Below are 21,087 nucleotides of genomic sequence, written 5' to 3' on the forward strand. Positions count from 1 at the left end.
ACAAACCTCGCGCCGCGATTAAACCGCCCCTAGTTTGAACAAATTGTAATCCGCAAAGGTCAACAGACCCTAATTAACGCTAGGCGCTTCTAGATAATTTTTCACTTTACGCTTAAGATTAGGGCATTGATGCTTAACCACTTTTGAGTTTTATGAAACCGTTACTGAGTTGCTTACTTTTTTGTTTTGCTTTGTTTTATAGTGCCAACAGTGCCGCTTATAACGAAGCTATGTGTATTCTTATAAAACAAGAAATGCAGCAACACAGCAATAATAAAGCCAGCCGTAAATACCGTAATGCTGCGCGAGACTTTGAAAAAAACTGCAGTGATCCGCAAGCGGCACGCACTTTGCCAGTACCAAAGCCTAAACCGCAGCCGGTTATTGAACAATTGACCCCGGAGGTTGTAAAACCACAACAAACAGAACCCACTTTACAGCCAACGTTTCCAGACGCTGCAACTGAGCAAAGTGCAACTCCACCCCAAAATAATGTAATCGAACAAAGCGCCACTCAAACTATAGAGCAAGCTAAAAAAAATGCCCCAGTAGCATCAACCACAACAGCACCTGATGAGTCACAAGTCAATGTAACAGCAGCGGCTGAACAAAGCGGCGCTTCTGAAAAAAATGCACAGCCCAGCAAAATACCGGCCAGTGAATTATCAAACACTGAGGAAAATACGCAACCAGAGGTAAAAAAAGCCACCGTTGAGCCTGCACAAACCGCCGTACCTATCACTATAAAAGCCAGCGAGCAAACAGCCGTTATTGCCTCTTCAATGCCCAAAGGGGCTAATATAATCTCGCTAGTATTACCAAGTGTGGCACTATTGTTAATTGTGGTAATTACGGTTGTGGTATTAATGCGCCTGCGCAATATTAAGCAAAATAAACAAGCGGCTGATACTGGCATACCATTGCAAATGCCCCTAAGTCACGACAATGATCAAACTCACAGTGTTGTTACTGAGCCAATGGTGACTGGCTCTGATCTGCAAAACCCAGCCGTCGAAAGCAAGGGTAAAGAGCCTGATTCTAGTCGAGTTAATGCAGTGAAAATAAAGCCGGAGCCTAACACGGCAGAGTTTGAAGCAGCTGCTAAAGCAACCTTAGAGCGGATAAAAAATGCAACAGAGTTTGCCGAGCCACAAGTAAGAGATTTTGACCCCGAAGCCAAACAAACCAAAATTCAGCGTAATCCTATAAATCAGCCAATCAAAAAGGTACAACAAGAAGCGCCTATAAAGCCTTCACACAGCGCACCTGAACCCATTGTACCCCATCAGCCACAAGCTGATTTCCATCCTGCAAAAACGCAGCGTTCATCATTAAGCTCAACCACTGAACACGACTTTAAAGAGCCAGAAGTACGCACTTTCGATCCCGACGCGCCACTACCAACTAAAAAAACAAAAGTAATGCCTGAGCAAGTAAAGGTTGCCCCTGAAGAGCCAAGTAAGCCCGATAACTCACCACAAAGCAGCAATCCATTTGCTAATTTATCGCTTGATGAAAGCTGGGATCCAAATTCACCACAAAAACCAAAAATAGAAGAAAAAAAACGCGCGCCTAAATCACAAGCACTCATCGATGCAGAAGAACGCGCAAAAAACATGCAAACAAAAGAATAACGCGGTAACATAAAAATACTTAAAATAAGTCAGTAAAGCGACGGTATAGCCCTTAAGCCTACATTCAGTTAACGCCTTTAAAATAGCCTGTTTTTTAAGCAACGCTCAAAGCCGCTTTATATCCAAAAAGGGTATATTTAATAGAAGGAGAGACTTATACACATGCATGTTATGTTATCAGCTAAATTAAGATACCGTATTTATATCGCATCTTTTTTGCTGATGGCTTTTACCAGTCATTACACGCACGCAATTGAAGCAATACAACCCTCAAGCAAAGCGCCTAATCACCATGCTACTTTAAATATAAGTACAGGCGAATGGCCGCCTTTTTTAAGCGAATCGCTGCCTCACAAAGGCGTGGTTGCGCATTTAATTACCGATATATTTGCACAAGCTAACATTAAAGTTAACTTTACCTTTTTACCGTGGCCGCGTGCCTACCACGACACCATTAATGATAAATACGCAGCCACTGCCGTATGGATGTTTGAACAACAACGTACTCATGACTATTTGTATAGCGAGCCGGTACTAAACGAACGTTTTGTATTTTTTTATCATAAACAACGCCCGTTTAACTGGCAAAAACTCAGTGATTTAAAAGGCTTATTACTCGGTGGTGGGCTTGCCTACAGTTACGGCAAAGACTTTGATAAAGCAGCCGATGAAGGCTTGTTCGATATGTCGCGTGTAAGTACCACAGAGCAAAACTTTAAACGCTTAGCTATGGGCAGAATCGACGCCTTTGCCGAAGAACAAAGCGTAGGCTATTTCACATTAGCGAGTAAATTACCTGACCTATTCAGCGCTATTAATCACCACCCCAAAGCATTGTTGGTAAACCAAAGCTTTATGATGTTCCCTAAAAATAACCCACGCAGTGAACAGCGGCTTGAAATATTTAATCAGCAATTACTTAAATTTAAACAAAACGGCCGTTATCAAGCCTACTTTGATGCGTTAGATAATGGCGCTTATCAACCCACAAATAGCGCCCTGGCCGACTAACCTGTAGGCAGGGCTTTATGCCGCGCGTTTTATGTTTGGAACGCGGGGCTCGGGCAACGAGCTAGGTTTTAGGTTCTAGTGTTTGTACAAGTTCGCTACTCGTCGCTCGAAGCCCGTTGTCTTCTCTGTGTTCAAATAATTTTTAAGTGATTTATTCACAAAGAGGTTATGAGGCGCTGCGCTTTTAGAGGAAATAATAAAGCCAAATATTATTCTGTAGCAGCGATTTTATATCGCGTATTTATAGGCTTTTGCATTTTACCTGCGCCTCGTCGCTCGAAGCCCGCTGCCTTCTCATTCCCGCTTTGTGGTTCATAAAAGCGTTAATTAACAAATGAATATTTAATCAGTCATTAACAACCTAATGACTGCTTTATTAGCCTTTAAATTATAGAAGGTATTACGCTTTCTAAGCGTTTTATGTCAATATCACTGATATTAGCAAAACGTTTAAAGTGCGCTGGCCATTGGCGAGTATAGCTCTCAACCTCGGCAATTATTTTTGTTGCTTGAGCCTTGTTGAGGCCGAAGCGTTTGGCTTGCGACAGTAAATTATCGATACTAGCATATCGGCCATCATCACCAAGCCCTATGCCATGCTGCTTTGAGTTATTAATAGGGGTGATATCATAAGCGGGGCTCATACGCCACGTTTGCCCAGCAAAGTGATACAAAAATGCATGATTTCGGCTGTGATCATCGGTATTACCAATAAATACGTTAAATACCATTCGCTTGTAGAGCTCTGTAGCATCAGCAGCAAACTCACCTGTGTGGTGGCGAATAAATTCAGCCAGTTCACCGTAGCTATAGTATGTTGCTAAGTCGCTTATCGCGACTTTTGGTTTTTGTAATAAGCTATTGGCGCTTAAAAAGTGATGAGTTGGTAAGTCATCGCTTACATCAAAACGTTCAACTAACAGAACATCGCCATTTTCTGTTTCATGAATACGGGTATTTGCAGTGCGAATCCCCAATTCATTAGCCATACACATAGCGCCATGCTCAGCCCTAGCTAAATTAAACAAATCGTCTTGACGATTAAACTTTGCCAAATAAAGTTTTTGGTCAATTTTCACAGAGGTTTTAGGTCTTGCCCCCCCCATACTTTGGCCAAATTCAAAGGCTTTTTTTGCTTCTTGTGAAATCGCTTTATTGGCGAGCAAATCGTCCTTTGCTTGATCTAACAAAGCTAAATCGGCTAATGTATTTTTATTCGCTTTATGTTTTGATGCGCTGCGCGACAAACTAAATACCAAGGCGCCAACACCATACCCAGACCCTGCGAGTAAAAATTCTAGCTCATTTTTTGGTTTGGTATTATGTAGCGACAGTATAAGCTTACGCCCCCACGAATCAGCTCCTGCATCACTTAACACCCCAAACACACCTTTATTGGCAGAATAACTAACTATGCCAGGCCGTAATGGTAAATGCAGCGGATCGAGCGCAAACGCATCAGAGCGCGCAAGGTAACTTTTACCATAATTAAACTCACCTCGGCCTGTTTGTGTATTTAACTTAAAAAAACCACAAATTATGGGGCTGTCTTCTAAACCGTCAATAAATACATAAGCTTCAGAAGTCATCGTTAATCACCTGAGTTTTATTGCTTTTACGCTGTCTTGCATTATAACCGCCCACATCTGCGGCAAGCTCGTTAATTTCATCCAGCAATGAGCCTTGCAATTGAAGAACAACAAGGGCTTCAAACAATATATCGCTTTTTACTACCTCCCCTTGTTCAAGCTTTTGTACCGTGGAGCGAGATACACCAATCATTTTAGCGAACGTGCTCTGGGTATAAAGTAAAGTACGATGCTGGCGAATTAAATCACCCAATCGACGCGCCAGTTTTAATGCTTGTTCAGATCTCATGAATGACTACCTAATCGGTCATTAATATACTAATGATTAGTTTAGCGGTATTTAATATGATTGCAATATTATTTAAATAGATACGAAATGAGTTTCGAGCTTCGAGGTTCGAGCTTAAAGCAGCGAGCTTAAAGCGCCTAGTCCCTTTTGCGTTACCTCTTCAGCGCAGCGCCTCATAACCTCTTTGCGAATAAATCACTTAAAACTATATTTGCACAAAGAGAAGACAACGGGTTTCGAGCAGCGAGCGACGGGCAGCGAACACAACCTAGCGATTTTTATCAACGTAGGCGTTAAGCTTGCTGACGTGAAAAGCGCAGCTTTTAAATTGCTTTACTTTCATGCAGTGAACGCTGAACTACTTGATAACAAATAGCACGTTGCTGCTCTTGGTTTAAATTTACTTGTCGCATCGAAAGAATCGTTTTCACTATTTGTTTATGCGAAACAATTGGAAAGAGTGGGCGCTGTTTTAATTCGACAAACCAACCAGGAAAGCACAAAACAGGGAAAACCTGCGTGTTAAAACCCGTTGCCTCTTGTAGCCATTTGTTCACCCAATTAGCCTGCTTTTGGGCTTGTTCTAGCGGCTTACTTTCAAACCAAGAGGGAAATGCTAGATGATTATTCTCAAATTTAACTTTGTAATTTGTATCGTCTTTTATTCGCTTGTGCCTGCCCTTGGTCTCAATAGCAAAAATACCATTTGGCCCCACGACTAAGTGATCAATGTTAAAACCATCAGCTTGTATATCATGAAATACTTGGTATCCATGTGACTGTAACTCTATAAGTTCAGAGGCAACAGCAAGTTCGGCATCACGCCCAAGCTTTAGCTTTATTAAGTGATTTGATTTAACCCAAAGCTTTCTTGCTACATAAGCTAAACCTAGCAAGATCATAATAATTAAAAAGTAATTAAACTTGCCGCTAGCAAACATTTCAGCAATCCCTTTAATTGCAAAAGGCATTATAACAATTAAAGCAGACAAGAAAATTAAACCTATAACATCAACAATATTATCATTGACTTGTTCACTTAGAGTTTGAGCTGCGACTCGCTTTAATTTATGACGTTCGATAGGAAGTTTAGCACTGCGTTGATGTGACCAAATGCGAAAAAATAAAACGCCAAGTAATGAGTAAACACTACCAACAATAACTAAAAGACTTAAACCTTGGTTTAATAAATCATCCATGACGAGTTCCTATAATAACAACTTGTACTTTATACATTAAAAACAGTTACATGTCTCATTATTCAAACTCACACTACAAAGATCACCGAAACACCTGTAGGCGCCCAGCTTGCTCACGCGAAAAGCGAAGCTTTTAGAGTAATTTATACATGTCGCGTTGGCGACGGCAACCAAGGGGCAGATACCGCCGACCGCCCCTTGGAACCCCACGGCGCCCCGAGGATCACACTATTTTCTCAATTTAAATTAATGATATGAACGTAAATGCTGTGTATTCGCCGTCCATGGCGAAGTCACAGCTTAACGCGCATCCATGCGCTGTTATTACTCATCATTAGTTTAATTTCGGGTGTGATCACGGGGAAATTGTCTTGGCAGCGGCCTTTAATTCAATCTTGAGTTAATGCTTGTTTACATTGCATTTTTTAGTAAACTGAATGCTCGCAACAGGGAGCGATTTAATGCAACAGATTGGTATTTACGAGCAGTTAATTACGCAAGTAATTGAGCAAAATTTAAATCGTGACCAATTTTATGTGGGCGAACGCCAGCTAGAATCGGCTGAGGCGGCTACGTGGCTTTCGCGCTTTTTAGGCAAGCTTGTTGAACATGCAATCGATGCAATCCCTAATTCAAGCGAGCGTTTGCACGAGCAAATAAACCTCGCAAACAGCCTTGTGCTGTGGCTTAAAGATCATATCCGCGATGACGAGCTGATCAACGAAAACCTTATCGACAGCCAAGGCCGTATTCTTACTGCACTGTTTAATACTCAAAACCCTATTGCTGCAAATCTTAAAGATTACTCCAAAGATGTTTTCCCGCAAACAGGACTTACCCAAAGCGAATTGTTTAGCGGCGCAAATGCGGGGATCTCCCTCGAAACCGAGCTAAAGCGCGAGATTAAATCATCCGACACTATTTACTGGCTTGTTTCATTTATAAAATGGACGGGGCTGCGCATATTTAAAAATGAGCTTGAAGCCTTTACCAAAAGCGGCAATAAGCTCAAAGTTATTACCACCTCGTACATGGGCGCAACGGATGCTAAAGCGGTGGAGTTTTTAGCAAACCTACCAAACACTGAGGTAAAACTTAGTTACAACAACCAGCAAGAGCGCTTACACGCAAAGTCATACTTGTTTATGCGTAATACGGGTTTTCATACCGGTTATATTGGCTCGTCTAATTTATCGCATTCGGCGCTTACTAGCGGCCTTGAGTGGAACTTAAAAATTACCGCGCAAGAAATTCCGCACATCATAGCTAAAACTAAAAGCACTTTTGAGACCTACTGGCAATCGCCAGATTTCGAGTTGTTTACTGGCAAGGTTGAATGTAAAGAAAAGCTCATAAATTCACTTAACGAGCAACGTTGTGTTGGCCAAGCAAGCAGCCAGTTTTATTTTGATATAACACCAAAAACCCATCAACTCGCTATTTTAGAAAAACTAAGCGCTGAGCGTAACGTGCATAATCGCTTTAAAAACTTAGTGGTTGCCGCAACGGGCACGGGTAAAACCATTATATCGGCGTTCGACTTTAAAACCGTTTACGATAAAAACCCTAACGCACACTTTTTGTTTGTAGCCCACCGCGAAGAAATACTTAAACAAGCACAAAGCGCTTACCGTGGTGTACTTAAAAATAACGACTTTGGTGAGCTGTGGGTGGGTAACTACAAACCACAGCGTTACAACCAATTATTTGCGTCAATCCAAACGCTGAACAGCCAAATTGAATCACTCAAATTAACGCATGATTACTACGACTACATAGTTATTGACGAAGTACATCACGTAAGCGCCGCCAGTTATCGCGCTATTTTAAATCACTTTACCCCCACAATATTACTTGGCTTAACCGCCACGCCAGAGCGCCAAGACGGTGCCAATATACTCGATGATTTTTGCGGCGTAATAGCCGCTGAAATTCGCTTACCAGAGGCAATAAACCAGCGCCATTTATGCCCCTTTCAATATTTTGGACTAGATGACGACACCGACCTAAGCCAAATAACATGGCGCGGCGGCCGTTACGATATAAGCGAGCTAAGTAACCTTTATACAGGGGAGAACAGCCGCGCTAACAAAATTATATCCAGTCTTGCTGATATAGTGACTAATGTTCACAACATTAAAGCGTTGGCATTTTGTGTGAGCCAAAAACACGCAGAGTTTATGGCATCTAAGTTTAACTTAGCAGGCATAAACGCCGATGTGCTTACTAGCAAAAATACTAATGAACGTACGGCCAAGCAGCAAGCACTGCGCCAAGGTGAAATACAAATACTTTGCGTGGTCGATATTTTTAACGAAGGGGTCGATATTCCAGAGGTCGATACTCTTTTATTTTTACGCCCAACTGAAAGCCTGACGCTGTTTTTACAGCAACTCGGCCGTGGCTTGCGCTTGCCAGATAATAGCCAAAAGCAATGCTGTACGGTACTCGACTTTGTAGGAAATGCCCGTCCAGAATACGACTTTGCCAGTAAATTCCGCGCATTAATTGGTAAAAGTAATCAGCCAATAAAAACTGAGATTGAAAACAACTTCCCGCACTTACCACTGGGTTGTCGCATAGAGCTACAAAAGCGCACACAACGAACAATATTAAAAAATATTCAGCAAGCCATAAACACTAAACGCCGTTTACAGCAGCTGATAAATAGCTATCCACAACATACTAATGATGCGCTAACGCTAAGTAGCTTTTTACGCATAAACCCGCAAGTTACGCTTGAAGATATATACAAACCAAAAGATAAAAAACTCGGCGGCTGGCACTGGCTAAAAGGCGATGAAATACCAACACAGCAAGCCGATATTTACGCCGCGTATTACCGCGCAATCAACACCCAATTACTCGGCTGCGACTCGCTCAGCTACTTGTGTTTTTTACGTGATTTATGTAACAACGATTTTAACTTTACCCCAACGCCACAAAATAAACAGTACGCGCTTATGGCGCATTACAACTTTTGGGATAGCACAGGCACGAGTTTAGGGTTTAAAACGCTTGAGCAAAGCTTACAAGCCCTTAAACACAAAGAACTACAACAGGAACTTGCCCAAGTAATCGCGCTTTTAATAAACCGTATTCATCAACAGGAAAGCGATTTAACGTGCCTATCCAATCACGCAATCAAATTACACAGCCGCTACACACGCCAGCAAATACTCGCCGCGTTTGGGGCGCACTCGTTTGATAAAAAATCGACCGCTCGCGAAGGCGTTTTAGAATTTAAAAACCAAAACCTAGAACTGTTATTTGTAACACTCAATAAATGTGAGAAAACCTACTCGCCCACCACGCTGTATCACGACTACGCAATTAGCCCCACCCTATTCCATTGGCAAACGCAAAACAGCGCCCGCCCAGCACACGGCCGAGGCCTAAGTTATATTGAGCATCAAAAAACAGGCAAAACCATCCTGTTATTTGTGCGCGAACAAGGCAAAGATGAAAACGGCCGAACCATGGGATTTGTAAACTATGGCGAGGTTAAATACCAAAGCCACAACGGCAGCCAGCCGATGAATATTACGTGGGAATTAACCAACCCCATGCCAAGTGAAATGTGGCATGAGGCAGGGAAATTGGCGGTTGGGTGATGAAACAACCTATCTTTTTGTATGTCTTTTTAATGCATTAACAGCCTGCCAGACTAGACTAATGATTATGATATAAAAAACTAAACTAATTAGCTCCATACCTGGTAAAAGAAATTTTTTAAAAGGTAAAGCATAAGATGCAATACTATTTAAGAATCCAGTGACAGCAGCTATTTCTTGGTTATAAATGGGCACAACTTTATAAAGTAGGTTTTTTTCATAGCCTATTACTAATAAATCAAATACGTAAAGAGTTAACAGTATCCACATTATAGGCCTAACATAACTACTTCCAAAATCTGATACCAAATAATTTAAATGAAAAATAACCTTTTCTTGTGACCAACCTTTTTTTAATTTTAATTCTTCTCTATATTTCTGCATTTCCCCAACAAAAAATCGATTAGCTTCTATGTGATTGCCAATTTTATCAAATGAATCTTTTATTACTCTGAAAGTTTCTCGATTAGTAAACTTAGTGTCCAACTCTGTATTTAAAAAGTTTGGCGGTTCTTTTAAGTTAGTATTTTTAAAATCCAAACCTGAATTAAACTTCGTATTTCTAAAATTAGTAAAGCTCATAAACGTCGTATAAGTAAAACTTGATACTGAGCCTACTTTTTCTTCGCTATTTTTTTCAGAAATACCAAACTGACATTTTTCAAAACCTACAAAGTCATCGTAAATACTTTTAAATGATCTGAAGTTTATAAATTTTGTTTTATATGCATCAAATAACTTCTTGAAATTTGAATTTATTATTTCAAATTTATCTACGAAGTTCTCTTTGAACTCGAATTTTTCTTCAAATATAGAATCTTTGATAATAACTTCATCAAACTTTGTATTGTTGAACAAAAACTTAGCTGAAAATCTACAATTTTCTATTTTTAATTTTGAACATTTCAAATTGACTTTATCGGTATTATTAAAAGGTGAGGAGTTAATTAACTGATTCGATAGTTCAAGCGTTTTAAGGAACTTACAATTATTGAATAAACTGAACTCTAAAGGGCTTTGTTTGCTAATGCTCACATCTTCTTGAAATTCACAATCTTGAAAGAGCACACTATTTTCGTTTGCTAATATATCTGCCTTACCCACATTCCACCAGTTTAGAAAAGTACAATCTTGATAAAAAGTTTGAGACTCCTCGAGTTTAAAATAATTACATTCAAAAAAGCAGTAATTGAAGTGAATCTTTTTAATTTTATTTAATATTTCTACGAAGTTAAATCCCGTGAAACTGTCAATTTTTGGAAAGCTTATGTGATCAAAAGTAATAGCGTGTCTTAACCTATCATTTATTCTGATTTGGGTAAAAGAGTGTACTTCGGTATTTTCTAAAAGGTAACTTCTCAAGTCATTATCATTGAGTGACTGTACTGTTTTTTCTTCGCGCTTATCTAAGTAGTCAATAACGTATGACACAAGCTTATTATCAAAATCTTCAGCAACGCAATTTAGCTCTTTCGAATTTAGATTTTTTTTCTGCATATGTAAAACACACATGCTACTTTGTTTAAAAGTATCAAAATTACAATTCTGAACTTCGCATAAACAACTCATTTTTATCCTTTAATTTTAAAATTGAGAGAACTGTATGATCCTCGGAGGCCTGAGAGATTTCAAAGAACGGCCGGCGACAGCCGCCCTTTGGTTGCCATCGCCAACGCGATAAAAACTCGAATAGAGGTTTTAAGGTCATTAAGTCCCAAAAATGAAACGCTAAATAACTCAAATATTCTTCGCTATTAATTCAGCTTTCAACAAGCCACCTTTAGTCAGTAACTTAGGCGCAAAGCTTGGGTTTCGCTTTGACTTATAAGCATCAAGTATTAATTTAAGGCCATGCGCTTCGAGTAGTGAAATATTAACCTCTGTATCCATCTCGGCTGATTCGATGAAATCACCTGAAAAACTGGGGGCAATTATTAATACTTGTGCTACACGTTTACCCTGATTTTCAGCGCGGGTTACATAGGCTTTTACTTGGCGTGAAGTTGTTGAGTATTTTGCAAAATCTCCATTTTTACAGGTTTTTGCTTCACCAATAATTATGTCGTTATCACTGAGCGAGATTACGATATCGGCTTTATCTTTAGTGGTGTTTAGGTCTTTACGTAGGTCTTCGTCAATATTAAGCTCTAATAGCTCAAAGATGGCCTTTGTGACTTCTTCAAACTTAACACCAATATCGGCCTCTGTTACATCTGCTCCAGCCTCTCTTAGTGCATTAATATCGCGGCGTGCTAGAGCGTCGTAATTTTCAATTAGTTTATCAGTTGCGTTTGCAAAGCTTTCTAATATTGCAAAGCGTGCATTGCCTCGCTTGGATAGCCTCATGCTATCGCGAACTTCTCTAACTTCATCGTTTGAAAGTAAATATAGAATATCGTGAGGAGTAATACTTAACGCACGTAGTTTTTCAGTGTCTATTATTTCGTTCGCTTCAAGTTCAAATGCATCTTTTAGCACAGCCTGCATGGTTGGGAAGTGTTCTTCTAATGTTTTTAGAAGCTGCTTAAAGCCACTGGCACTGAGGGAATCGAACTCTTTCTCTGTTGCACCTGATAACGATGACAATATTAGACTAATGCGCTCATCTAAAGTTATACCTAGTTTATCTGTATCAATTTCTAAATCTTGTATAAGCTGCTTTAATCTGTCTTTACGTTGATTTTGGTTATCTTCAACATTATGAATATCGTCTGATAATAATTTAGCTGCACTAATTCCTGAATGAATAATTGTTTGAATTTTATCAGTGCGACTTATACCTCTAATTTTACGACCATGGGCTTTGAGTGCATTAGAAAGTTCGGCATCTGCCAGCGTTCTAAGTATTCTCAGTACATATTTATCAGCTAAATCTTTGCCTTGAATTTCATTCAGTAGGGTAACTATTTCATCAGGAATAAACACTTCTTGGCGCTTTTTACTGATAAATAATAACCCCATATCTCTGAGGCTATTTAAAGCATCTAGCACACCGTTTTTAGGGATAACATCAACCAAATGCTCTATAGCTGCACATTCATCAGTAGTGAGGTTTAGCTCATCAGCCAGTACATTAAGGATACTGCGTTCGTCATCAGTAACTTTGGCTTCTCGATTATTTTTTTCATCATTAAAGTATGCTTCTTTCATACAAGCATGATAAATCTTCAACGCTCGGTTTCGCTCTAAAACACTTTCGTCAGAGCCTTGTTGAATACACTCTTTTAGCTCTTTTGAGAGCTTAGATAATTCTGCCCATTCTTTTTCATAAAGTAACTCTATCCAGCTAATTCTTGCGACTCCGTTGCCATCACGGCTCAATATGTTCACCAATAAATTAAGCTGCGCTGTACTCATTAGAATCTGTTCTTTTACAGAAATTTTGAAGAACTCGCGGACGGTATTAAATAACTGAGTTATTTCACTTCCTGATGCATTTTTAATTTGGCCGTCAATATTGTCGATTGTTTTAGCTAGTGTTTTATTATTTTTAGCCGCGTCTGAACAAAGACGATCAAGGCATGAAATGAATTTAGATTTTTCAACTTGGTTGACGATTGATAAAACTTGGTTGAGTTTCATTTAATAGAGTCCTTTCTTATTATGTGGTTATTAACGTAACAGTTTATCTCGATTAGAGCAATTTATGTTCAGCTAGCATTAATCTTTAAAACAAGATTAAACAACTCCTGCTCATAAGCACAAAACGATCAACATACTCCAATTCCCCGTGATCACACCCGAAAGGTATAAATTGATGAGTAATCACTTGCATGGATGCAAGTTAAGCCGTGACTTCGCCATGGATGGCGAATACACGGCGATTACGTTCACATCAATTTTTAACTTGAGGACACAGTGTGATCCTCGGGGCGCCGTGGGATTCCAAAGGGCGGTCGGCGGCAGCCGCCCTTTGGTTGCCATCGCCAACGCGATAAAACCTCGAATAGAGGTTATTAAATCCCTTCACAACCCCTAATAATATCAATTACATTGACGCGCTAAAGCACAACCTACAATTTAAAAACGCGTTGTAAGATCGCGACTACAGCTACTCTATAACCACTTGTTTAAACCGCGCAAAGGTTCGCATGCTTTCATCGGCAATCATTACTTCGTAATCGGGGTTTTGAGCTATTAGCTCATATTGCCCGTTTGGTAATTTATTAACTTTACGCAGTAAATACTGCCCTTCCCCGCCTATATCATCTCGCTCTATCGCCACTATTTGGCCGCGTAACGATCCTGCTTTATCGGACGTTATAAGCTCAAGTAGCAGTAAATCACCATCAAGTATTGGGTGTTTACCACCATTCATAGAGTTACCCGAAGCGCGTGCTAAAAAATGCACTTGCGGGTCGAGCTTGCCTGCACCAAGTGGTGCATCCATCAACTCCATATCGCTTTCATCCCCTGTTTTAAAATGCCCACAGGCTATTTTTATATTGGGGAAGTACGGCAGCTTTAGCGCATCATCAATTGATTTTAAGCTAACTTCGGGCTCAGCGACTTGATCTAATTCAGGTTGTGGTGCATTTGGAAACGTAAACAACTCAGCAGTTGGTTTTGCTTGTTCAAAATGGTCTTTATTCCCAAGCCATAATTTTGCGTTGTTGGCTTGTGCCACCTGATAGGCCCAATTGCTTACTGCGAGAGATTTATCTGCATCGCAGTGAAAATACGCACTTAGCTCGTTACTAATAATTTGGCTGTTAACAACCAAGTTTTGCTTTTGCCAACGCTCGCGGTGCTGCTGTGCAGCTAAAAAGTCACGTTTATTGTTATTACATGTGCGATGCGCTGCCACAAAATTATGGCCTAAGTCGTTTGCGTAGCGGGCAAACGGTATAAAATGATCGACTTCAACATCATTTTTCATTGGCTTTTGGCAATAAAAACAGCTGTTTGATTGCAGCTCTACCAAAACAGGTTTTGCTTTGGTGAGTGCGTTACGGTCAAAGCCAAATAAAAAATCATGCAGTTGGCTTTGCGGGCCAATAAGTGTTTGGTTGTGCTTTATGCTTTGAATTTTTTGTAGCCACGCATTTTTAGCTAAATACGTTACTAGATCGTAAAAACGCCTAAAACAACTAGCAATGCCTGCATTCAAAGTAATGTATTTAGGGTTTTTAGTATGCGGATATAAAAAGCACTCTTCTTGCTTGGCAAGTATTTGTAAGCGCCAAAGTGGGCCACTTTTTAAGGTTGCCATAGCGGCATTAAAAGTCGGCTTGTAAAAACCACTTTGCTTTAGCTGGCGTAAGTTACGAATATTGTTTTGTTGGCATTCAAACAATACGCTAATTACTTTTGATTGCGCACCGGTATTTTGTAAAAGCATTGCACTTTCACCAGTATGTTCTGAGGGAAACGGCATTGCATGATGCCAATACAAGGTAATGAGTTTGTCAGCAAGCGTTGGCAGTTCTATGACCAATTCACTTTGCTCTGATTGAAGTGGCTGTTCAACACATACATCAGCCAAAGCATGCAGCAATGCAAATTTGTAGGTTGCACTAAAATCGCCCTCAACCAGCATGCGTTGAATATACGCAATAAAGTCGAGTTGTTGTTGCATTGTGCCCATCATAAAACAGGCACTGCTTTAATTAATGCATTAAGCCACACTTCGCTTTCGCGCTCTGCTCGTTGGTCGACCGTTTGCCATTGTTTTAGTATTTTAAGCTCGGTGTGGTGGGCAATTAATGCGGTTAGGCCATCTTTATTTAAATCGGTAAATTCGCGGCCATTGTGCACACGCTCTTGCGTGCCATATTTAAACGATACATACAAAACACCTTTTGGTTTTAGGGCATTTTGCAGTTTTAAAAACACCTGCGGTAACTCTACTTTTGGAACGTGCAATAAGCTGGCGCAACACCAAATGCCGTCGAACTTATTGGTACAATTAAGCTGCTGAAAGGTTTTAACTTCTACAGCTTGTTGTAAGTAATTACTGGCTAACTTTGCAAGCTCGGAACTTGCGTCAAATGCGCTAACAGTAAAATCTTGCTGTTTAAAATACATGGCATCGCGGGCGCTACCGCAGCCTGCATCTAATATATGGCCGTGTTTAGGGATAAGCGGTAAAAACTCAGCGTAAAGCGCCGACATATCAACATTAAGCGTTGAATCGCTGAAGCTTTGTGCGTTTTGATTGTAGTAATTGAGTGTTTTAGTAGGCACTAAATTCACCGCTCCTTGGTTTATTTATTAATCTGGTATTCATTTATAACTAATCTACAGTATCAACATTTAAAAATATAGAGCCACAGCAATATATACGCCCTAAGTAGTATGTTTTTATTACAAAAAAGCACTGTTTAACCTTATAAATCCATGTTATTTACACTTTTACCTAATAGATCTACACCTTTGAAAAGGTTTAGGTTGTATAAAAAACACTCGCAGCTATTTAAATCATTATCGCTTGTTAAACTCTGCAAACACTTGCTTTAATCCCCCTTAAAAACAGGGGTATTAATTAAATGCTTTAGGGTTAAAATGATGCTATTTTACACCGTTCACTTATTGGTCATTATAGTGTGCTATGTTTACCCATAAGATCGTTATTCAACTTTTTCTAGTATGAATTTACTGTTGGTGTTGCTGTGTTTAAGTACCGAGGTGTTACTTACAATGAATGTTAGGTTTAGGTGGTGTTTAGCTGTACTTTTAGCGCTTTGTTTAGGCGTGCCTAGCAGTGGTTGGGCGTCGAGCGATATTAAAAAAATTGTTCTGGCTACCGACACCATTGACGGGCTGGTAGAAAAAGACGGCTCTGGCCTTTATGTTGATATGCTTACTAAAATTTTTGCTGCGCAATCGATTGAACTTAATATTATGATTGTACCTCAGTCTCGTGCTTATCGATGGACGGCCAATGGCAATGCTGATGCCATGTTAAGCGCAAGGCAAAATGAGGTAGAAGGCTTGTACTTTCCGGTGTGGCATCACGATATTACTTTTGTGTCGGCGATGTTTAAAAAAAGCCGGTTTAAAAATTGGCAAGGCGAGTATTCGTTACAAAACAGATCGGTGGGTACGTTAAGGGGCGCTAACTACAATAATTATTTGTATGTGCCGATTGATTTGCAGCAGGTTACCCAGCGAATTGAAGGCGTTAAAATGCTTAAGCTCGATAGGCTTGATTTCTTTTTAGATAACCGTAAAGCGCTGCAGCAAACCCTGATTGCTAACGCCACTGAGTTATCAAAAATGAATTTTGACCCGCAGCAGTATCAAATCGAAAACATTGTGCCTGTAAAACAATACATTGCCTTTACCGATAACGCTAAAGGTCGTGAGTTAGCACAAATTTTTGACGCCGGATTTGCAAAATTACTTGCCAGCGGTGAGTTAGAGGCGTTGTTTGTTGCTTACAACTACCTGCCTTTTCCCTTTCCACAAAATATAGACTAGAGTAGTAATTACATATTGCTGTGGTTGAGTTTTTTATGAGAGTTGTATTTGCTTTAGTTATAAGCTTAATGTTGGCTTTTCAATGCGTTGCACAAATTACCCTGCCCCACTCTAAAATAGAAAGCCAACCAAGCACACCACAACAAGCCACTACCCAGCTCAATGTGCTTACAGTTGATTTAGGCACCCTCATTAGTAAACCTTTAATTCAACGAGGCTTAGAGTTTGAACAACAAACTGGTATTAAAGTTAATGTCACCAAAGTGCCTTTTGGCCAGTTATATAACGAAATAAACAAAGATTTAAGCTCGCCAACGAGCCAATACGATATTATTGCCTACGCCTCACTCTGGATGGTGGATTTTGCAGAAAATAATTACTTAGCGCGTTTAGATAATTACATAGCCTCCGACTCTTTAATTGAATGGAATGATGTATCGCGTTTTTTTAGAGACTTTAGCTCTAAATATAACGGCCAAATTTACTCGATTCCGCTCGATGGTGATATACATTTACTTTATTACCGCCTCGATATTTTAGAAAAATATGGTTTGGCTCCACCTAGAACCTGGGATGATTACCTTGCTATTGCTAAGCAATTAAATGGCGTTGATATGAACGGGGATGGCGAGGGCGATTTTGGCTCGTGTATTTCTAAAAAAGCCAATGAGCAATCGTATTGGTCTTTGCTTTCGATTGCGGGCAGTTTTTTGCAAAGCAAAGGCACTTCTCAAGGCATATTTTTTAATACAAGAACTATGGCGCCATTAGTGAATAACGATGCCTTTAAAAAAGCCTTAAAAATTTATAAAAAAACCACTGAATTTGGCTCTGCTGATGAGCTTAACTTTGATACCAATGATGTAAGGTATGCGTTTATAAGCGGTCGCTGCGCCTTAGCCATTGAATGGGGCGACATTGGTACTATGGCCGTATTACCTGAGTCTAAAGTGAAAAACAAAACAGGGGTGAGTATATTGCCCGGAGCTACTGAGGTATTAAACCGTAAAACAGGCCAGCTTGAACGTTGCAATGCTAACTTATGCCCGTTTGCCATTGGCGATATTAATTATGCTCCTTATGCAGCTTTTGGTGGTTGGGTCGGCTCAATTAATAATGCCAGCTCAAAACACAAAAAAAACCTCGCTTATAACTACTTGTCGTATGTTACTCAGCCTTTGCAATCGAATGAAGATGTAACCATAGGTGCCACCGGTATGAACCCGTATCGCACCTCTCAATTAGTTAACCACAAAAGCTGGCTTAAACAAGGCATGAGTAAAAGTACGCTGCATTTTTACTTGGGCTCTATTTCTAAAACCGTTAATAACGCCAATATTATTCTTGATTTGAGAATTTTTGAAAACAACCGCTACTTTAGAGACATACTCGACACTGAAGTGGCTAAATACCTAAGGCACACCCAGTCTGTTGAGCAAACCGTGATTAATATAGAACAAGGCTGGAATAAACTAACCGATGAAATTGGCCGCGACAAACAGCTAAAAGCTTATAGGGCGTCGTTAGGGCTAGTGCCAACCCCCTAAACACACGATAGCGTTATTTAACGTACTTGCCATTATTAGTAAAACATAGGAAGCCAGCATTGTTGCTTAATTGATGTAAAACGAGCTAAATTTGCAGTCTAGTTTATACTTTAGTAATGATAACGCTGTAGCCTCGAGTAATAAAATGCTTAAAGTCGCTTTTGTTGTATTACTGCTTAGCAGCTGTAACGTATTTGCTTGCTTTAAAACACTTAAAGTAGGCACAAATGAAAACAATTGGCCACCCTATGTAATTGCCGTTAACGGTAACCTGACGGGCGTTGAAATTGACGTGTTAAACACGATTTTTAACGGCTCATCTTTTTGTTTAAAATTTATGTTGCTGCCTACCTCATCGCGCGCTTTTGAAGAATTAAAAGAAGGCCGTATTGATGTTATTTTTGCCGCCAGTAAAACATCAGCAAGAGCTGATTTTGCCTATTTTAGCGATGCCTATCGTGATGAAGTAATTCGGCTGTATAAATACACCGAATCGCCTGATTTAAATAACATTAGCGATATTTTTTATAAAGATTTAACCTTGGCGGTTAACCGTGGCAGTTATTATGGCGTTGCGTTTGAGCTGTTTAAACAGAACCACCCCGCTAACGTTATTATGATGCCTACCGCCGAGAAACGTTTTGCAATGCTCAATAAAAATAGAGTTGATTACGCAATTGAAGACGAACTAGCAGCGCAATATTTTATAAACCAATACCCAGCAATAGAAGCGGTTACTAATATGGCGGCCATCAATAAGAGTTCTATTCATTTAATGCTAAGTAAAAAAACCATTAGCCAAATAGAGTTACAAGCTATAAATGAGTTAATTAAGCAAAATAAATCCGCAATACAAGCCATTTACCCACATTACTGAACCCGTAGATTATTCTTTTACCTTTCATCTTGAAGCGCGGGTCTGTATAATTCGCGGCCTATTATTTACTCTATTGCTTGTTTATTTATGCGGCGCCTTGCTGCAGCTTAACCCTGCCATTAATTTTCTAGGATTACTTTTTTTGATCTCCACCGCAAATATTACGATGCAGTTTGGCGCAGAGCCGTTGTTTGAAAACATTTCAGCTAAATTTGGTAACGGTAACCGTTACGGTTTAATTGGCGCTAACGGCTGCGGCAAGTCGACATTTATGAAAATTTTAAGCGGTGCGCTTACGCCTAGTGCAGGTAATGTGTCTATTACGCCGGGGCTAAAATTAGGTAACCTAAGCCAAGATCAGTTTGCGTTTGAGCAATACAGCGTGGTTGATGCGGTAATTATGGGGGATGTGGAGCTTTGGAAAGTAAAACAAGAGCGCGACCGTATTTACTCTTTGCCTGAAATGAGCGAAGAAGACGGCATGAAAGTAGCCGAGCTTGAAAGCATTTTTGCTGAAATGGACGGTTACACCGCAGAAAGCCGCGCAGAAGAAATTCTGCTTGATGCGGGTATTGATAAAGAGTTTCATTATGGCTTAATGGCAAACGTAGCCCCAGGTTGGAAATTACGTGTGCTGTTAGCACAGGCATTATTTGCAAACCCTGATATTTTGCTACTTGATGAGCCAACCAATAACTTGGACATTCATACTATTACGTGGCTTGCGAATGAGCTTAACCAACGTAAATGCACCATGATCATTATTTCCCATGACCGTCACTTTTTAAACTCGGTATGTACTCACATGGCCGATATTGATTACGGTGAGCTGCGTATTTACCCAGGTAACTACGAAAAATACCTTGAAGCTTCAGGCTTACAACGCGAGCAATTACTTGCTGAAAACGCGAAAAAGAGCGCTGAAATAGACGAGTTACAAGACTTTGTTAACCGTTTTGGTGCTAACGCCTCTAAAGCGAAACAAGCCAGCTCGCGCGCTAAAAAAATGGATAAAATTAAGCTTGATGAAGTTAAGTCATCGAGTCGTATGAGCCCATCACTCAACTTTGATGAGGGCAAAAAAATGTATCGCCAAGCGCTTGAGCTAACCAAGCTTGGCCATGGGTTTGACGGTGAAACGTTATTTACTGGTGGTGATTTACTACTCGAAGCCGGTGCTAAACTGGCGGTTATCGGCGAAAACGGCGTGGGTAAAACCACCTTTTTACGCTGTTTAGTTAACGAGCTTAAAAGCAACGAGGGCGAAGTTAAGTGGTCAGAAAACGCCACGTTTGGTTATTGCCCACAAGACAGCACCAAAGACTTTGATAACGACTTAACCTTGTTTGATTGGATGTCGCAATGGCGCACCGCTAAGCACAACGATTTAATGGTTCGTGGTATGTTAGGCCGTTTATTGTTTACTGCAGACGATTCAAATAAAAAAGCCCGTAACTGCTCTGGTGGTGAAAAAAACCGTTTGTTATTTGGTAAGTTAATGATGCAAGACGTTAACGTACTGATAATGGATGAACCAACAAACCACATGGATATGGAAGCCATTGAAGCACTTAACAATGCGCTAAAAGACTTTAAAGGCACGCTTATTTTTGTAAGCCACGACCGTGAGTTTGTATCGTCACTGGCAACCCGTATTGTTGATATTAAAAACAAGCAGGTAATTGACTTTCAAGGTACGTTTGATGAATACCTAGCAAGCTGCGAAGAAAATACTAAAGTCGCTTAGGTTAAAGGTTTTAGGTTAAAAAACAGCCTAAACCATTTAAAAGCGGTGCTTGTTTAAGCGCCGTTTTTTTGTGCCTGTAATTTGGGTTCGGGGTTCGGGGTTCGGGGTTCGGGGTTCGGGGTTCGGGGTTCGGGGTTCGGGGTTCGGGGTTCGGGGTT

At 40.2% G+C, this 21,087-nt stretch carries 14 protein-coding genes; 7 read left to right on the forward strand and 7 right to left on the reverse strand.

The genetic code is table 11. The annotated features are described in order from the left end of the window. Positions 1–152 precede the first annotated feature (152 nt). Positions 153–1,634, forward strand: a complete 1,482-nt coding sequence (locus A9479_RS13260; RefSeq protein WP_064663636.1) for a hypothetical protein — start codon at positions 153–155, stop codon at positions 1,632–1,634. 162 nt (positions 1,635–1,796) lie between these two features. Next, entirely contained in the window at positions 1,797–2,645 is an 849-nt protein-coding gene (locus tag A9479_RS13265) for an ABC transporter substrate-binding protein (protein WP_064663637.1), read from the forward strand. A 383-nt stretch (positions 2,646–3,028) separates the two neighbouring features. Here A9479_RS13265 and A9479_RS13270 read toward each other — a convergent pair whose 3' ends face one another. From A9479_RS13270 to A9479_RS13280, 3 genes are all read right to left on the reverse strand, one after another. Further along, entirely contained in the window at positions 3,029–4,234 is a 1,206-nt protein-coding gene (locus tag A9479_RS13270) for a type II toxin-antitoxin system HipA family toxin (RefSeq protein WP_064663638.1), read from the reverse strand. Further along, positions 4,224–4,523 carry a helix-turn-helix transcriptional regulator gene (locus A9479_RS13275; RefSeq protein ID WP_004589614.1) on the reverse strand — a complete coding sequence of 100 codons (300 nt, stop codon included), beginning with the start codon at positions 4,521–4,523 and terminating at the stop codon, positions 4,224–4,226. Before A9479_RS13275 ends, A9479_RS13270 begins: the two co-directional genes overlap by 11 nt. Positions 4,524–4,846: 323 nt before the next feature. Then, the gene (locus A9479_RS13280; protein ID WP_064663639.1) at positions 4,847–5,722 is read right to left on the reverse strand and encodes a nuclease-related domain-containing protein; all 876 of its coding nucleotides are present in this window, start codon (positions 5,720–5,722) and stop codon (positions 4,847–4,849) included. 461 nt (positions 5,723–6,183) lie between these two features. On the opposite strand from A9479_RS13280, the gene A9479_RS13285 reads away from it, so the two are divergent. After that, entirely contained in the window at positions 6,184–9,336 is a 3,153-nt protein-coding gene (locus A9479_RS13285; protein ID WP_064663647.1) for a DUF3427 domain-containing protein, read from the forward strand. A gap of 9 nt (positions 9,337–9,345) precedes the next feature. On the opposite strand, the gene A9479_RS13290 is transcribed toward A9479_RS13285, so the two are convergent. From A9479_RS13290 to A9479_RS13310, 4 genes are all read right to left on the reverse strand, one after another. Continuing rightward, entirely contained in the window at positions 9,346–10,905 is a 1,560-nt protein-coding gene (locus A9479_RS13290; RefSeq protein WP_064663640.1) for a hypothetical protein, read from the reverse strand. A gap of 168 nt (positions 10,906–11,073) precedes the next feature. After that, positions 11,074–12,918, reverse strand: a complete 1,845-nt coding sequence (locus A9479_RS13295) for a hypothetical protein (protein ID WP_064663641.1) — start codon at positions 12,916–12,918, stop codon at positions 11,074–11,076. A 469-nt stretch (positions 12,919–13,387) separates the two neighbouring features. Further along, positions 13,388–14,926 (reverse strand): HNH endonuclease, encoded by a 1,539-nt coding sequence (locus tag A9479_RS13305; protein WP_064663643.1) that lies wholly within the window; start codon positions 14,924–14,926, stop codon positions 13,388–13,390. Further along, positions 14,923–15,522, reverse strand: coding sequence for a bifunctional 2-polyprenyl-6-hydroxyphenol methylase/3-demethylubiquinol 3-O-methyltransferase UbiG (locus tag A9479_RS13310; RefSeq protein ID WP_064663648.1), 600 nt, complete (start codon positions 15,520–15,522; stop codon positions 14,923–14,925). The genes A9479_RS13305 and A9479_RS13310 overlap by 4 nt, the downstream gene beginning before the upstream one ends. Positions 15,523–15,975: 453 nt before the next feature. Here A9479_RS13310 and A9479_RS13315 point away from each other — a divergent pair, with 453 nt between their 5' ends. The 4 genes from A9479_RS13315 to A9479_RS13330 all read left to right on the forward strand — a co-directional run bounded on the left by A9479_RS13315 (position 15,976) and on the right by A9479_RS13330 (position 20,929). Beyond that, positions 15,976–16,758 carry an ABC transporter substrate-binding protein gene (locus A9479_RS13315; protein WP_064663644.1) on the forward strand — a complete coding sequence of 261 codons (783 nt, stop codon included), beginning with the start codon at positions 15,976–15,978 and terminating at the stop codon, positions 16,756–16,758. Positions 16,759–16,793: 35 nt separating this feature from the next. Further along, on the forward strand, positions 16,794–18,305 hold the full coding sequence (locus A9479_RS13320) for an ABC transporter substrate-binding protein (RefSeq protein WP_064663645.1): 1,512 nt from the start codon (positions 16,794–16,796) through the stop codon (positions 18,303–18,305). A gap of 91 nt (positions 18,306–18,396) precedes the next feature. Continuing rightward, positions 18,397–19,182 (forward strand): ABC transporter substrate-binding protein, encoded by a 786-nt coding sequence (locus tag A9479_RS13325; protein WP_231893567.1) that lies wholly within the window; start codon positions 18,397–18,399, stop codon positions 19,180–19,182. A gap of 142 nt (positions 19,183–19,324) precedes the next feature. Beyond that, positions 19,325–20,929 (forward strand): ABC-F family ATPase, encoded by a 1,605-nt coding sequence (locus A9479_RS13330; protein ID WP_082918336.1) that lies wholly within the window; start codon positions 19,325–19,327, stop codon positions 20,927–20,929. Positions 20,930–21,087 lie beyond the last annotated feature (158 nt).

The organism is Pseudoalteromonas sp. MQS005 (assembly GCF_001661605.1).
Taxonomy (GTDB): domain Bacteria; phylum Pseudomonadota; class Gammaproteobacteria; order Enterobacterales; family Alteromonadaceae; genus Pseudoalteromonas; species Pseudoalteromonas tetraodonis.